The sequence below is a fragment of the Phenylobacterium sp. T106 genome (assembly GCF_057219735.1).
Genome location: NZ_JBXVWA010000002.1, coordinates 484,568 through 499,516 on the forward strand (window position 1 = coordinate 484,568; position 14,949 = coordinate 499,516).

Consider the following 14,949-nt stretch of genomic DNA (forward strand, 5'->3'; position numbering starts at 1 on the left):
CGCCTCGACAGTCGGCGCACAGCGGCCCGAGGCAGAGGCCGGGGGAGGCGTTTCGATGACCAGGGGGTTGAGCGCGCCGGCGGCCGCAGCGGCGCTGGCGGCCGTCGCGCTGGCGGCCGGGGTCGGGCTGGCGGCCGGGGCGGCCGGGGCGCAGACGGTCGACAGGACGCCGAACGACTATGGCCGCGACGAGGCCTGGCTCTGCCGGCCGGGCCGCAGCGACGCCTGCGCCATCGACCTCGCCGCGACCGTCGTGCGGGCGGACGGCAGCTATGGTCTCGAGCCGTTCCGGCCCGACCCGGCCGCGCCGGTGGACTGCTTCTACGTCTATCCGACCGCCTCGGCCGACACGACGCCGAACAGCGACATGGTCCCCGGACCGGAAGAGCGGGGGACCGTCTCCCGGCAGCTGGCGCGGTTCGCCAGCGCGTGCCGGATCTTCGCGCCGGTCTATCGCCAGATCACCATTCCGGCCCTTCGCGCCATGACGGCGGGCCAGTCGGTGGCGGTCGATCGCGAGCTGGCCTACGGCGACGTCGTGGCGGCCTGGCGGCATTACCTGGCGCACGACAACGGCGGCCGGGGCGTCATCCTCTACGGCCACAGCCAGGGCGCTGGCGTCCTGAAGCGGCTGCTGCAGGAGGAGATCGAGGGCAAGCCGGCGGCGAAGCGGATGGTCGCGGCCTATGTGATCGGCACGAACGTGCTCGTGCCCGCCGGCCGGACCGTCGGCGGCGACTTCAAGTCGACCCCCCTCTGCCGCAGCCGGACGCAGACCGGCTGCGTGGTGACCTACGTGAGCTTCCGCCAGAGCGCGCCGCCGCCGGCCAACAGCCGGTTCGGCCGCACGACGCAGCCCGGCATGCGGGTCGCCTGCACGAACCCGGCCGCTCTGGGCGGCGGCGGCCCGGTGACGCTGCACCCGGTGTTCGGGGCTGCGGCCATGCATCCGACGGCGGCGCCGCCGAAGCCCTGGGTGACGCCGATGCGGCCGATCACGACGCGCTACGTGCGCGTGCCGGGGCTGGTGAGCGGCGGCTGCGTCGACGGCGATGCGGGTGGCTACCTGGCCTGGCGCGTCAACGCCGACCCGGCCGATCCCCGCACGGACGAGCTGACCGGCGACCATCTCGACGCGGAGGGCCGGGTGCAGCCCGACTGGGGCACGCATTCCCTGGACGTGCCGGTGGCCATGGGCGACCTCATCGCCCTGGCCGAGACGCAGGGCCGGGCCTGGGCGCGGGGCGCGAAATGAGCGCCGCGGAGGACACGCTCGCCTCGCCGTCCACGCTGCGACGCGTGGTTGTGGCGAGCATGATCGGCACTACCATAGAGTGGTACGATTTTTTCCTTTACGGCACCGCGGCGGCGCTGGTGTTCAACAAGCTGTTCTTCCCGGCGTCGGAGCCGCTGGTGGGGACGATGCTGGCGTTCGCCACCTATGCGCTGGGGTTCGTGGCGCGGCCTCTGGGCGGGGTGGTGTTCGGGCACTTCGGGGACCGGATCGGCCGCAAGCGGCTCCTGATGCTGAGCCTGATGCTGATGGGCGGCGCCACGGTGCTGATCGGCTGCCTGCCGACCTTCGACCAGGTGGGGCTGCTGGCCCCGGCGCTGCTGGTGCTGCTGCGGCTCGTGCAGGGGTTCGCGGTGGGCGGCGAGTGGGGCGGGGCGGTGCTGATCGTGGCCGAGCACGGCGACGCGCGCCGGCGCGGCTTCTGGGCCAGCTGGCCGCAGGCGGGCGTCGCCGCCGGCAGCCTGATGGCCTCGGGCGTGCTGGCGCTGATGGCGGGGCTGCAGAGCGAGGCCGACTTCCTGGCCTGGGGCTGGCGCGTGCCGTTCCTGATCTCGGCGGTCCTCATCGGCGTCGGCTGGTGGGTGCGGGCGACGGTGGAGGAGAGCCCGACGTTCCAGGCGGTGGCCCGCGAGGCCGACGCGGTGGAGAAGGCGCCGGCGCTGGAGGCGATCCGCACGCGGCCGCGGGAGCTGCTGATCGGCGCCGGGCTGAAGTTCGCCGAGAACATCAGCTACTACATCGTCACCGTCTTCTCGATCACCTACGTGACCACGAAGATGGGTCTGCCCCGCGCGACGGTGCTGAACGCGATCCTGGTCGCCTCGGCCGTCCACTGCGTGCTGATCCCGATGTTCGGAGCGCTGTCTGACCGGATCGGGCGGCGGCCGGTCTACGCCTTCGGGGCGTTCGGCATGGTGATCTGGGCGTTCGTGTTCTTCCGCCTGCTGGACACCGCCGACCCGATGCTGATCACCCTGGCGTGCGTGGGGGCGCTGGTGTTCCACGGGGCGATGTACGGTCCGCAGGCGGCGTTTCTGGCCGAGATGTTCCCGACGCGGATCCGCTATTCGGGCGCGTCGCTCTCGTACCAGGTCACGTCGATCTTCGCGGGATCGCTCGCGCCGCTGATCGCCGCGGCGCTGCTGCGGGCGACGGGTTCGGGGACGCCGGTGGCCATCTATGTGGCCGCGGCCGCCCTCGTGACGGGCTTCGCCGCCCTGGCGGCCCGCGAGACGCGTGGAAAGACGTTCGCGGAGATCGACAGGGCGGCCTGACCGCTACTTCTTGAGCACGTCGCGGGCGGCGTCCTTCAGGGCGCCGACGCCCTTCTGCACCTTGCCTTCGACCTTGTCGGCGGAGCCTTCGGCCTCGAGGTTCGGATCGTTCGTGGCCCGGCCGGCGGCCTGCTTGATCGAACCCTTCATGTCCTTGGCGGCGCCCTTGGCTTCGTCCTTGTGCATCGTCTCTTCCTTTCGAGCGGGGGAAGGGACTACGCCGCAGGCGGGCGGAGGTTCCGGGGTTGGGGGACAGGGGTCGGGGCGGGACCCCCTCTCGCTTCGCGAGCTCCCCCAGGGGGGGAGCATCGACCACCCCCGTCCCCTCAGCTGTCATCCCGGTTTCGCCGCAGGCGAAGACCGGGACCCATACGCGCTCGTTGTGGGGACGGCCCGCGGGCGGGGCCGCCGCGCTTCATCCGGAGACGCGGAGTCTATGGGTCCCGGTGTTCCGCTTGCGCGGAAACCGGGATGACAGCCGTGGGGGTGGGGAGGGACCCTAGGTCCTCCCCTGCAAGGGGAGGGGAACCCTGCGCAGCAGGGTGGAGGGGTTGCGGGCGCCGCGGCTAGGCCCCCTCTCGCTTCGCGAGCTCCCCCAGGGGGGAGTATCGACCACCCCCGTCCTCACGGCTGTCATCCCGGTTTCGCCGCAGGCGAAGACCGGGACCCATACGCGCCCGAGGTGGGGAGCGGCCCGCGGGCGGCGCCGCTGCGCTTCATCCGGAACCGCGGAGTCTATGGGTCCCGGTGTTCCGCTGCGCGGAAACCGGGATGACAGGGGGTTGGGGTTGGGAGCGGGGTGAAGGGGCCCCCTCTCGCTTCGCGAGCACCCCCAGGGGGGAGTATCGACCACCCCCGTCCCCTCAGCTGTCATCCCGGTTTCGCCGGCACGGCCCGCGGGCGGCGCCGCGGCGCTTTATCTGGAACGGCGGAGGCTCAGCAGGGCGGCGCGCGGGGGACGAGGAGCTTGGCCAGGGCGCGGTTGAGCTCCGGCAGGCGGTAGGGCTTGCGCAGGATGGGGAACTCGTCGCCGATCCGCTCGGCGGCTTCGGAGTAGCCGGTGGCCAGCAGCACGGGCAGGCCGGGGCGGGCTTGGCGCAGTCGCCGCGCCATGTCGAGGCCGTCGATCTCGCCCGCCATGACGATGTCGCTGAAGACCAGGTCGATGGGCTCGCCCGTCTCGAGCGCCTGCAGCCCCGCGGCGCCGCTGCCGGTGAGGCGGACCTCGTGGCCGAGCTCCTCCAGCATCCGCGCGGCCACGTCGGCCACCTCGGGGTTGTCCTCCACGAGCAGGATGCGGGCGCTGCCGAGGTGCGGCGTGGGTTCGTCGTCGACCCGCGGCTGCGGCGGACCCCCGGCGCGCGGCAGGTAGAGCGTGAACCGCGCGCCCCGGCCGAGCTCGCTCTCCACGGTGACGAGGCCGCCCGACTGGCGGGCGAAGCCGAAGACCTGCGAGAGGCCGAGCCCCGTGCCCTTGTCCGGCGGCTTGGTGGTGAAGAACGGGTCGAAGATCTTCGGCAGGATGTCGGGGGCGATGCCGGCGCCGGTGTCGGCCACCGTGAGCGCCACGAAGTCGCCCTCGAGCGCGTCGGGCCCGCGGCCGTCGCAGGTGCGGTTCTCGGCGGTGAGGGTGAGCCGGCCGCCCTCGGCCATCGCGTCGCGGGCGTTGACCGCCAGGTTCAGCACTGCCAGCTCGAACTCGCTGGGATCGACCGTCACCGGCCACAGCGTGTCGGGCAGCCGCACGTCGAGGCGGATGCTGTTCGGCAGGCTGGCGGCGATCAGGTCGTGCATGCCGGGCGCGCGCTCGCTGAGCGAGGTGGCGGTGGGCGTCAGGCGCTGCCGGCGCGAGAAGGTAAGCAGGTGCCGCGTCAGGTCCTCGCCCCGGCGGGCGGCCGCCTCGATGGCGTCCAGGGCCCGCAGCGCCCGGGGATCGTCGCCGACCTTGCGGCGCAGCAGCTGGGCCTGGCCCGCGACCACCATGAGCAGGTTGTTGAAGTCGTGGGCGACGCCGCCGGTCAGCTTGCCCAGGGCCTCCATCTTCTGGCTCTGCGCCAGCTGGTCGTGGGCCCGCTGGAGTTCGAGCTGCGCCTGCCGCTTCTCGGTGATGTCGCGCGTGATCTTGGCGAACCCGATCAGGGCGCCGTTCTCCTCGCGGATCGCATCGATGATCACCGAGGCCCAGAAGAGGCTGCCGTCCTTGCGCTGCCGCCAGCCCTCGGCCTCATAGCGGCCCTGGTCCGCGGCGGTCCTGAGGGCCCGGGCGGGGACGCCCGCGGCCCGGTCCTCGTCGGTGTAGAACGTCGAGAAGTGCCGGCCGACGATCTCGTCGGCCGAGTAGCCCTTGATGTGCTGGGCGCCGGTGTTCCAGTTGGCGACGACGCCGCCCGGATCCAGCATGAAGATGGCGTAGTCGACGACGCCCGAGACCAGGGTGCGGAACTGCCGCTCGCTGGCGGCCAGGCGCTCCTCGGCCTCGCGCCGCGCGGTCACGTCGCGGGTCACCTTGGCGTAGCCCACGAGGACCCCCGTCTCGCCGCGGACCGCATGCAGCGTGCCGAGGGACCAGAAGCGCGCCCCGTCCTTGCGAAGCCGCCACCCCTCGACCTCGGCCCGCCCTTCGCGGGCGGCGGTCTCGAGGATCTCGCCGGGCGCGCCCGAGGCGCGGTCCTGCGGCGTGAAGAACTGGGAGAAATGACGCCCGCGGATCTCGTCCTCGGCGTACCCGAGCAGCCGTTCCGCGCCGGGGTTCCAGCTGGTCACGCAGCCCTGGACGTCGAGCATGTAGATGGCCTGGTCGCTGACCGAGTCGATCAGGCGACGGGCGGCGTGGTCTCTGTCCTGCACGTCACCCATCCGATAGTCCGACCCGCCCGGCGCCCCTGTGTCGCGGCCCGCCGACGCTTCCCCCCGCCCTTGATCCAGCGCCAACGCGGGACGGGCGTTCCGGTTCCGCGTTGCGCCGGGGCCGGCGCCTCGCTATCTCCCGCCGCGACTTTCCCACACAAGACCTTCAGCGAGCCCGACGCCCCATGGCGCAGCAGTACATATTCCAGATGCAAGGCCTGACGAAGGCCTACCCCGGAAGCCCGAAGAAGCTCTTCGAGAACATCTGGCTGAGCTTCTACCCCGACGCCAAGATCGGCGTCGTCGGCGTCAACGGCTCGGGCAAGTCGACGCTGCTGAAGATCATGGCGGGCATCGACAAGGACTTCTCGGGCGAGGCCATGGCCGCCGACGGCGTCAAGCGCGGCTACCTGGAGCAGGAGCCGCAGCTGGACGAGAAGCTGGACGTCTGGGGCAACGTCATCGCCTGGTGCGAAGAGAAGCAGATCTTCGACAAGTACAACGAGGTCGCCAACAAGCTGGGCGAGGACTACTCGGACCAGCTGATGGAGGAGATGACAGCGCTCCAGGAGAAGCTGGACGCGGGCGACCTCTGGGACATCGACAGCCGCATCGAGATGGCGATGGACGCGCTGCGCTGCCCGCCGAACGACTGGCCGGTGGACAAGCTGTCGGGCGGCGAGAAGCGCCGGGTGGCGCTGGCGCGGCTGCTCCTGTCGAAGCCCGACATGCTGCTGCTGGACGAGCCCACCAACCACCTGGACGCCGAGAGCGTGGCCTGGCTGCAGCATCACCTGGAGGCCTTCCCGGGCTGCGTGATCCTGGTCACCCACGACCGCTACTTCCTGGACCAGGTCACCAAGTGGACTCTGGAGCTCGATCGCGGCAAGGGCATCCCCTACGAGGGCAACTACTCGAGCTGGCTGGAGCAGAAGGCCAAGCGGGTCGCCCAGGAAGAGCGCGAGGAGGCGGGCAAGAAGCGCATCATGGAGCGCGAACTCGCCTGGGTGCACACCTCGCCCAGCGCGCGGCGCAGCAAGTCCAAGGCCCGCCTGGCCGCCTTCGAGCAGCTGCAGAACGAGGCCGAGCGGCAGAAGCAGACCTTCGCCCAGATCCAGATCCCGCCGGGCCCGCGCCTGGGCAACGTGGTCATCGAGGTGGAGAACCTGGAGAAGGCCTACGGCGACAAGCTGCTGTTCAAGGACCTGACCTTCAAGCTGCCGCCCGGCGGCATCGTCGGCGTGATCGGCCCGAACGGCGCCGGCAAGTCGACCATGTTCAAGATCATCACCGGCCAGGAGCAGCCCGACGAAGGCAAGGTGCGCCTGGGCGAGACCGTGCAGCTGGCCTACGTGGACCAGAGCCGCGACAGCCTGGACCCGAACAAGAACGTCTGGGAGGAGATCTCGGGCGGCCTGGACGTGATGAAGGTGGGGACCCGCGAGATCCCCAGCCGCGCCTACGTCGGCAGCTTCAACTTCAAGGGCGGCGACCAGCAGAAGAAGGTGGGCCTGCTCTCGGGCGGCGAGCGCAACCGCGTGCATCTGGCCAAGACGCTGGCCTCGGGCGGCAACGTCATCCTGCTCGACGAGCCCACCAACGACCTGGACGTGGAGACGCTGCAGTCGCTGGAGGCGGCGCTGGAGGACTTCCCGGGCTGCGCGGTGGTGATCAGCCACGACCGCTGGTTCCTGGACCGCCTGGCCACGCACATCCTGGCCTTCGAGGGCGACAGCCACGTGGAGTGGTTCGAGGGCAACTTCGAAGCCTACGAGGACGACAAGAAGCGCCGCCTGGGCGCCGACAGCCTGATCCCCCACCGCATCAAGTTCCAGAAGTTCACGCGGTAGGCGGCCGCAGCCGCCCTTGACCCTGAGCGCAGGGTGGAGGGGGCGCAGGCGCTGCGGCCGGGCCCCCTCTCGCGTCGCGAGCTCCCCAGGGGGGAGCATTCCGCCTGCGGGTGGAGAGGCCCGATTCACCAAACCTAAAGCCCGCCCGCGGCAGCCTGTCGCATCGGCTCAGAACGAGCGGACGGGGGCGGGGACATGGCCGAGCTGGTCGGCACGGAGGATGCGGACACCCTGACGGGCGGCGCGGGGGCCGATACGATCCGGGGCGGCGCCGGCGGCGACCTGTTGCAGGGCGGCGCGGGCGAGGACCTGTTCGTCGTCGGGGACGGCGACAGCGTAGCCAGCGACGGACTGACCGATCTCGAGGGCATAGACGTGGTCGCCGACTTCGAGCCGGCGGACCGCCTGTCGTTCGTGGGCGCGGGCGCGCCGGACGCCGACACTCTCTTCGCGGGCGTCGCGGCCGACTACGAGGCGGCCCACCTCGCCGCGCTGGAGGCGTTCGACGAGGGCTTCGCGTTCGCCTCGATCAAGGTGGGCTCGGACGTCTTCGTGTTCGCGAGCGCGACAGAGTCGGTGGTCAGGCTGCAGGGCGTGGACCCGGATGTCGTAACCGAGGCGAGCTTCGCGACGGCGGACGACGACGGAGCGTCCCAGGCGGGCGGCGGCGCGGGCGCGCCGCTGGCGCTCTCGATCCAGGACGACCTTTACGAGGGGGGCGTCGGCGACGACACGGTGCTGGGCGCCGCGGGGGCCGACACGCTGATGGGCGGCCAGGGCGACGACGCCGTCTTCGGCGGCGACGACGACGACCGGATCGAAGGCGGCGAGGGCCGGAACTACCTGCGTGGCGACGCCGGGGACGACACCTTGGCCGGCGGCGAGGCGTTCGACGACATCAACGGCAACATGGGCCGCGACACGCTGGAGGCGGGCGACGGAAACGACTGGGTGCGCGGGGGCAAGGATGAGGACGTGGTCTTCGGCGGCGCCGGCGACGACCTGGCGTTCGGCGACATCGGCGCGGACACGGTGGGCGGCGGCCTGGGCGACGACAGCATCCACGGCGGCGACGACAGCGACATCCTGCGCGGGGACGACGGCGACGACACGCTGTCGGGCGACGCCGGCAACGACACCATGGACGGCGGCCTCGGGGCCGACACGTTCATGTTTGCCGGGGGCGAGGGCCGCGACAGGATCATGTGGTTCAGCGCCGACGAAGGCGACACCGTCCGCCTCGAGGCCGGGGTGTCGTACGAGGTCTACCAGGACGGCGACGACACGGTGATCGCCACGGCCGGCGGGGGCCAGGTGGTGCTCGCCGGCGTGAACATGGCGACGCTGCCGCAGGGCTGGCTGGTGGCGGGCTGAGCGCCGGAGGGCCCCGGGCAGGACGCGTCGCGGGCGCGAGGGGCGGCGGGACCGTCCGACCGGCCCCCTCTCGCTTCGCGAGCTCCCCCAGGGGGAGCATCGACGGGACGGCGCAGGCCCCCACGTCCGGGCCTCGTGCCGGCTGTTCACCCGCGGTTGACGGCGTGCGGGGCATTGTCCAGCTTCGCAGCGCACCCAGGGGGGCTTCGCCGTGGCTGAGATCACCGGGACCAACGACAACGATGTGCTGATCGGCGGCGCCGAGGGCGACACGATGTCGGGCGGCTTGGGCGCCGACACGCTGACGGGCGGCGGGGGCGTGGACATCTACCGCCTGTCGGGCTCGGACAGTTCGGACGTGTCAGGCCTCACCAGCATCGCCAACCTGGACGTGATCACCGACTGGACGGCGGCCGACCGGTTCCTGGTCGCGGGAGGCAATCCGCCGGGGTTCTCGGCGCTGTTCCAGGGCGTCGACGACACCTACGAGGGCGCCTACAATCAGGCCCTGGCCGCCTATGGCCGCAGCTTCGACTACGCCTCGATCAAGGTGGGGAACGACGTGTTCCTGTTCTCCAAGATCGGCGGGCACGCGGTGCGCCTGGTGGGCGCCAGCCAGTCGGACATCACGCGGTTCAGCTTCATGTCGGGCACGCTCGACGGCGGCCTGCAGGAGACGGGGTCCTCGGGCGCCGACGTGCGCACGCTGGGCGCCGGGGCGGACCGCTACGACGGCGGGGCGGGCGACGACTGCATCACCGCCGGCGCGGGCGCCGACACCGTGTTCGGCAGCTTCGGCGACGACCAGGTCTACGGCGGCGCCGACAACGACTCCATCGCCGGCGGCGACGGCCGCAACTACCTCCGCGGCGAGGACGGCGACGACGTGGTCCAGGGCGGCGCCGGCTTCGACGACATCAACGGCAACATGGGCCGCGACAGCCTCTACGGGGGCGAGGGCAACGACTGGGTGGTCGGCGGCAAGGACGACGACATCGTGTTCGGCGACGCCGGCAACGACATCGTCTACGGCAACATCGGCTCGGACTCGATCGGCGGGGGGCTGGGCGCGGACACCGTGCGCGGCGGGCAGGGCGACGACCTGGTGCGCGGCGACGACGGGAACGACATCGTCGCGGGCGACCTGGGGACCGACACCCTGGAGGGCGGCCTGGGCGCCGACATCTTCATCGCCTTCGCCGCGGCGGGCGTCGACCGGGTGACCGACTTCAACGCCGGCGAGGGCGACCGGGTGCTGGTGGACGGCGGCGGATCGTACACCGTGAGCCAGATCGACGCCGACACGGTCATCGACTTCGGCGGCGGCAACCGCATGGTGCTGGTGGGGGTGACGCTGTCGTCGCTGCCCAGCGGGTGGATCTTCGGGACCTGACGGCGTCCTCCGCAGGCGCGGTCTGGAACCGCCTCCTGGCCCCGGGGTTAGGAAGCTCCCGTCCGCCAAGCCGCCAGGAGATTCCCCATGGCCGAAACCCGCCTTGAAGGCTGCCGCATCGCGATCCTCGCGACCGACGGCTTCGAAGAGGTCGAACTCACCCGGCCGCTGGAGGCGCTGCGCGACGCCGGCGCGCTGCCCGAGGTCGTCTCGCCGAAGGATGGCGAGATCCAGGGCTACCGGCATCACGACAAGGGCGGGACGGTCCCGGTCGACCGCGGGCTGTCGCAGGCCAGCCCCGAGGACTACGACGGGCTGGTGCTGCCGGGCGGGGTGATCAATCCCGACCAGCTGCGGCTCTCCGAGGAGGCCATCGCCTTCGTCCGGGCCTTCGTGGACGCCGACAAGCCGATCGCCGCGATCTGCCACGGACCGTGGACGCTGATCGACGCCGGCGGCGTCGACGGGCGGCGTGTGACGTCCTGGCCGTCGCTGAAGACCGACCTGCGCAACGCCGGCGCCGAATGGGTGGACCAGGAGGTGGTGGTGGACCAGGGGCTGGTCACGTCCCGCAAGCCCGACGACCTGCCGGCGTTCTGCGCCCGGATGATCGAGGCCTTCGCCGAAGCCCGCGCCGCGAACCGCGACCAGCCGCCGAGCGGCGACACCGTCGAGGCGGCGCGAATCTAGAAGCCTGCGCGTCCGCTGGTCGGGGCGACGGCGCGGCGGCTCGGCTGGGTGGCGCGGAGTCTATAGGACCCGGTGTTGCTCTGGCGGCGAAGCCGGGGTCTGAAGGAAGGCTTCGATTTCGCGATCGCTGCGCAGGCGCACGAGGCGGGCGTGGGCGCCGTGGTCGGCGAGGGCGCGCTCCAGGCGCGGGCGGACCTTGCGGTTGTAGGTCAGGATGAAGCCGTAGAACTTGAGGTCGATCTTCTCGCGGCAGCCCTCGGCCATGTCGGGCCGTGAGCCGTCGCGGTACTGGAACACGCGCCGGATCGCGCGAACGAGGCACAGCCAGACAGGCTGGTCGATCCAGACGATGGTGTCGGCGGCGGGCATGCGCAGCCTCCACGAGCCGCCGAAGTTGCCGTCGGCGATCCAGGCGTCTTCCTGCTGGTACGCCGCGATCCGGGCCTCGAACTCGGCGTCGTCGCTTTCGACCCAGCCCGGCTTCCAGAACAGCACGTCGAGGTGGATGACGGGCAGGCCCAGCTTCGCGCCCAGCCGGCGCGCCAGGGTCGACTTGCCGCCGCCCGAGTTGCCGATCACGAGGACGCGCCGCATCCCGACCTCCCGCCGCCACGCGTAGCCTGGGCCTGGGCGCGCGACAAGGCTTGACCCGATCACATATAAAGATATCTTTATGTGCGATGCTGCTCTCGGCGAAACAGACGGTCGACGTGCTCCGCGCTGCGGGCGAACCGACCCGGCTCCGCATCCTGGCGCTGCTCGAGCGCGAGGAGCTGGCGGTGCTCGAGCTGTGCCGCGTCCTCGACCAGAGCCAGCCGCGCGTGTCGCGGCACCTGAAGCTGCTGGGCGAGGCCGGGCTGGTCGAACGGTTCCCGGACGGGGCCTGGGTTTTCTACCGCCTGGCCGGCTCGGGCCGGCAACGCGAAGTGATCGGCGAGGTGCTGGCGCGGGTCAACCCCGACGATCCGGGCCTGGCGCGCGACCTGCGCAAGCTGCACGACGTGCAGGACGAGCGCGCGGAGGCCGCGCAGGGCTACTTCGCCGAGAACGCCGCCCGCTGGGACGAGATCCGGTCGCTGTACGTGTCGGACGCCGACGTCGAGGCGCGGGTGCTGAAGGCGGCCGGCCGCGGCCGCCTGCGCCGCCTGGTCGACCTGGGCAGCGGCACCGGGCGGATGCTGACCCTGCTGGCGCCGCAGGCCGAGCAGGCGATCGGCCTGGACCTGTCGCAGCAGATGCTGAACATCGCGCGCCGCAACGTGGCCGAGGCGGGCCTGGCCAACGTCGAGCTGCGCCACGGCGACATCCTGGACACCCGGCTTCCCGAGCATTCGGCCGACCTCGTGGTCGTCCACCAGGTGCTCCATTACCTGGGCGATCCGGCCTCGGCGGTGAAGGAGGCGGGCCGGCTGGTGGCCCCGGGCGGCAAGCTGATCATCGTCGACTTCGCGCCCCATAAGCACGAGTTCCTGCGCGAGCAGCATCAACACCGCCGGTTAGGATTTTCCGACGAAGAGATGGGCCGCTGGCTGGCCGAGGCCGACCTGCCGAACACCGACCTGACCGCCCTGCCGCCCAACCGGGCCGACGGGCTGACCGTGAAGATCTGGGCCGCCCGCCGCGCGCCCACCCAGCTGCGGAGCGCCGCATGATCATCCCGAACCGCAGACGCACCGACGGGACGGCGCTGGGGCCCGTGGCGCGCGCCGGCGCCGGCATCGGCCCGCGCCCGCGGGTCTCGTTCGAGTTCTCCCCGCCGAAGGGGCCGAAGAGCGAGGAGAGCCTGTGGGAGGCGATCCGCCGGCTCGAGCCCCTGAACCCCGAGTTCGTCTCGGTGACCTACGGCGCCGGCGGCTCCACCCGCGAGCGCACGCACCGCACGGTCGTCCGCATCCTGAAGGAGACGACGCTGAAGCCCGCCGCGCACCTGACGTGCGTCGAGGCCAGCCGGGCCGAGGTGGACGAGGTGATCCGCGACTATTGGGACGCCGGCATCCGCCACATCGTGGCCTTGCGCGGTGATCCGCCCGGCTCGCTCGGCGGCGCCTACACGCCGCGGGCGGACGGCTACCAGAACGCCACCGAGCTGACGGCGGGGATCCGGGCCATCGCCGACTTCGAGGTCAGCGTGGGCGTCTATCCGCAGATCCACCCCGAGAGCCCGTCCGTCGAGCACGACATCGAGGTGCTGAAGGCCAAGGTGGACGCCGGCGCCACGCGCGCGATCACCAACTTCTTCTTCGACATCGACGGCTACCTGAGGTTCGTCGACCGCATCCGGCGCGCCGGCGTCGAGGTTCCGATCCTGCCCGGGATCATGCCCGTCTCGAGCTTCGAGGGGCTGGCCAACATGTCGGCCCGGATCGGGGTGGAGATCCCCGCCTGGCTGGCCAACCACTTCGAGGGCCTGGACGCCGACCCCGAGACCCGGAAGCTGGTGGCCGCCTCGGTGGCGTCGGAGATGTGCGCCCGCCTCGCCGAGGAGGGCTTCAATGACTTCCACTTCTACACGCTGAACCGCGCCGACCTGGTCTATGCGATCTGCCGGGTCCTGGGCGTGCGCGAGGCGCCCCCGGCCGAACCCAAGGAAGCCGCCGCATGACGTCCCCCGTCTCGAGATCCGACCGCATCGCGGCCCTGAAGGCCGCCGCCCGCGAGCGGGTGCTGATCCTGGACGGCTCGTGGGGCGTCATGATCCAGAAGCGCGGCCTGGACGAGGCCGACTACCGCGGCGAGCGCTTCAAGGCCGCGCCGGGGCAGCTGAAGGGCAACAACGACCTCCTGTGCGTGACCCGGCCCGACATCGTCGCCGACCTGCACGACCAGTACTTCGCCGCCGGCGCCGACATCTCGGAGACCAACACCTTCTCGGCCACCTCGATCGGCCAGGCCGAGTACGGGATGGAGGCCGCGGTGCGCGACATCAACCTCGAAGGCGCCAGGATCGCCCGCGAGGTCGCCGACCGGTGGACCGCCAGGGAGCCGGGGAAGCCGCGGTTCGTCGCGGGCTCGATCGGGCCCCTGCCGGTGATGCTGTCCATGAGCTCCGACGTGAACGACCCGGGCGCGCGCAAGGTGACCTTCGACCAGGTCTACGAGGCCTACGCCAAGCAGGTGCGCGCGCTGCACGAGGGCGGCGTGGACATGTTCCTGGTGGAGACGATCACCGACACGCTGAACTGCAAGGCCGCGATCAAGGCGATCCTGGACCTGCAGGACGAGGGCTACGAGCCGCTGCCGATCTGGATCTCCGGGACCATCACTGACCGCTCGGGCCGGACGCTGTCGGGCCAGACGGTCGAGGCGTTCTGGAACTCGGTGCGCCACGCCAAGCCGTTCGCCATCGGCCTGAACTGCGCCCTGGGCGCCGACCTGATGCGGCCGCACATCGCCGAGCTGGCCCGGGTGGCGGACACGCTGGTGTCGGCCTATCCGAACGCCGGGCTGCCGAACGCCATGGGCGAGTACGACGAGGAGCCCCACCAGACGGGCCACCAGCTGCACGAATGGGCCGAGCACGGGCTGGTCAACATCCTGGGCGGCTGCTGCGGCACGACGCCCGACCACATCCGCCACGTGGCCGACGCCGTCAGGGGCCTGAAGCCGCGCGCCGTGCCGGAACGGCCGAAGGCCATGCGGCTGGCGGGCCTGGAGCCCTTCGAGTTGGCTGATGGCTAGCGTCTACGAACGGCTCGACGACCGGCTCATCGCCTTCATCAAGGCACAGAAGATGTTCTTCGTCGCCACGGCGCCGCTGTCGGCCCAAGGCTCGGTCAATGTCTCGCCCAAGGGGTACGACAGCCTGGCCGTGATCAACGAGCGCACCGTCGCCTATCTCGACCTCGGGGGCTCGGGCGCCGAGACGCTGGCCCATGTGCGCGAGAACGGCCGCATCACCCTGATGTTCTGCGCCCTCGAGGGCCCGGCCAACATCCTGCGGCTCTACGGCCAGGGGCGCGTCGTGGCCTTCGAGGAGCCCGGTTTCGCCGAGTTGAAGGCCCTGTTCCCGGGGTTCGAGCGGGCGCGCGCCGTGATCGTGGTCGATGTCACGCGGGTCGCCGACAGCTGCGGCTGGGGCGTCCCGGTTTTCGAGTTCAAGTCCGAGCGCGAGCAACTCCGCCGCCACGTGGACCATCGCCCGTTCGACGAATGGGCCGAGCGCCGCTACGAGGCCAACGCCTTTTCGATCGATGGCCTTCCGGCCCTGACGCGCCCCAACTAGTCGAG

At 71.5% G+C, this 14,949-nt stretch carries 13 protein-coding genes; 10 read left to right on the forward strand and 3 right to left on the reverse strand.

Annotated features, from left to right (window positions below; translation table 11 throughout):
- The first annotated feature begins 55 nt into the window (after positions 1–55).
- Both AC2D8W_RS07035 and AC2D8W_RS07040 read left to right on the forward strand, forming a co-directional pair.
- Positions 56–1,255: a DUF3089 domain-containing protein gene (locus tag AC2D8W_RS07035; protein ID WP_484670935.1), complete on the forward strand. Its 1,200-nt coding sequence runs from the start codon at positions 56–58 to the stop codon at positions 1,253–1,255.
- On the forward strand, positions 1,252–2,568 hold the full coding sequence (locus AC2D8W_RS07040) for an MFS transporter (RefSeq protein WP_484670936.1): 1,317 nt from the start codon (positions 1,252–1,254) through the stop codon (positions 2,566–2,568). Before AC2D8W_RS07035 ends, AC2D8W_RS07040 begins: the two co-directional genes overlap by 4 nt.
- Positions 2,569–2,571: 3 nt before the next feature.
- On the opposite strand, the gene AC2D8W_RS07045 is transcribed toward AC2D8W_RS07040, so the two are convergent.
- Positions 2,572–2,754, reverse strand: coding sequence for a CsbD family protein (locus AC2D8W_RS07045; protein WP_293483090.1), 183 nt, complete (start codon positions 2,752–2,754; stop codon positions 2,572–2,574).
- Positions 2,755–3,504: 750 nt separating this feature from the next.
- Complete coding sequence (locus tag AC2D8W_RS07050) at positions 3,505–5,415, reverse strand: hybrid sensor histidine kinase/response regulator (protein ID WP_484670937.1); 1,911 nt, start codon at positions 5,413–5,415, stop codon at positions 3,505–3,507.
- A 185-nt stretch (positions 5,416–5,600) separates the two neighbouring features.
- Here AC2D8W_RS07050 and ettA point away from each other — a divergent pair, with 185 nt between their 5' ends.
- From ettA to AC2D8W_RS07070, 4 genes are all read left to right on the forward strand, one after another.
- The gene (gene ettA / locus AC2D8W_RS07055; protein WP_484670938.1) at positions 5,601–7,265 is read left to right on the forward strand and encodes an energy-dependent translational throttle protein EttA; all 1,665 of its coding nucleotides are present in this window, start codon (positions 5,601–5,603) and stop codon (positions 7,263–7,265) included.
- A gap of 195 nt (positions 7,266–7,460) precedes the next feature.
- On the forward strand, positions 7,461–8,639 hold the full coding sequence (locus AC2D8W_RS07060; protein WP_484670939.1) for a calcium-binding protein: 1,179 nt from the start codon (positions 7,461–7,463) through the stop codon (positions 8,637–8,639).
- A 211-nt stretch (positions 8,640–8,850) separates the two neighbouring features.
- Entirely contained in the window at positions 8,851–10,032 is a 1,182-nt protein-coding gene (locus AC2D8W_RS07065; protein ID WP_484670940.1) for a calcium-binding protein, read from the forward strand.
- Between the two features lie 87 nt (positions 10,033–10,119).
- Positions 10,120–10,722 (forward strand): type 1 glutamine amidotransferase domain-containing protein, encoded by a 603-nt coding sequence (locus tag AC2D8W_RS07070; protein WP_484670941.1) that lies wholly within the window; start codon positions 10,120–10,122, stop codon positions 10,720–10,722.
- A 60-nt stretch (positions 10,723–10,782) separates the two neighbouring features.
- Here the strand turns inward: AC2D8W_RS07070 and AC2D8W_RS07075 are convergent, their stop codons facing one another.
- Complete coding sequence (locus AC2D8W_RS07075; RefSeq protein WP_484670942.1) at positions 10,783–11,316, reverse strand: P-loop NTPase family protein; 534 nt, start codon at positions 11,314–11,316, stop codon at positions 10,783–10,785.
- Positions 11,317–11,402: 86 nt separating this feature from the next.
- Between AC2D8W_RS07075 and AC2D8W_RS07080 the strand changes: the two genes are divergently transcribed.
- From AC2D8W_RS07080 to AC2D8W_RS07095, 4 genes are read left to right on the forward strand one after another with little or no spacing between them, the layout of a single operon-like run.
- Positions 11,403–12,374, forward strand: coding sequence for an ArsR/SmtB family transcription factor (locus AC2D8W_RS07080; RefSeq protein ID WP_484670943.1), 972 nt, complete (start codon positions 11,403–11,405; stop codon positions 12,372–12,374).
- Complete coding sequence (metF, locus tag AC2D8W_RS07085; RefSeq protein ID WP_293481680.1) at positions 12,371–13,324, forward strand: methylenetetrahydrofolate reductase [NAD(P)H]; 954 nt, start codon at positions 12,371–12,373, stop codon at positions 13,322–13,324. The genes AC2D8W_RS07080 and metF overlap by 4 nt, the downstream gene beginning before the upstream one ends.
- The gene (locus tag AC2D8W_RS07090; RefSeq protein WP_484670944.1) at positions 13,321–14,400 is read left to right on the forward strand and encodes a homocysteine S-methyltransferase family protein; all 1,080 of its coding nucleotides are present in this window, start codon (positions 13,321–13,323) and stop codon (positions 14,398–14,400) included. Before metF ends, AC2D8W_RS07090 begins: the two co-directional genes overlap by 4 nt.
- Positions 14,393–14,944 carry a pyridoxamine 5'-phosphate oxidase family protein gene (locus tag AC2D8W_RS07095; protein WP_484670945.1) on the forward strand — a complete coding sequence of 184 codons (552 nt, stop codon included), beginning with the start codon at positions 14,393–14,395 and terminating at the stop codon, positions 14,942–14,944. The genes AC2D8W_RS07090 and AC2D8W_RS07095 overlap by 8 nt, the downstream gene beginning before the upstream one ends.
- Positions 14,945–14,949 lie beyond the last annotated feature (5 nt).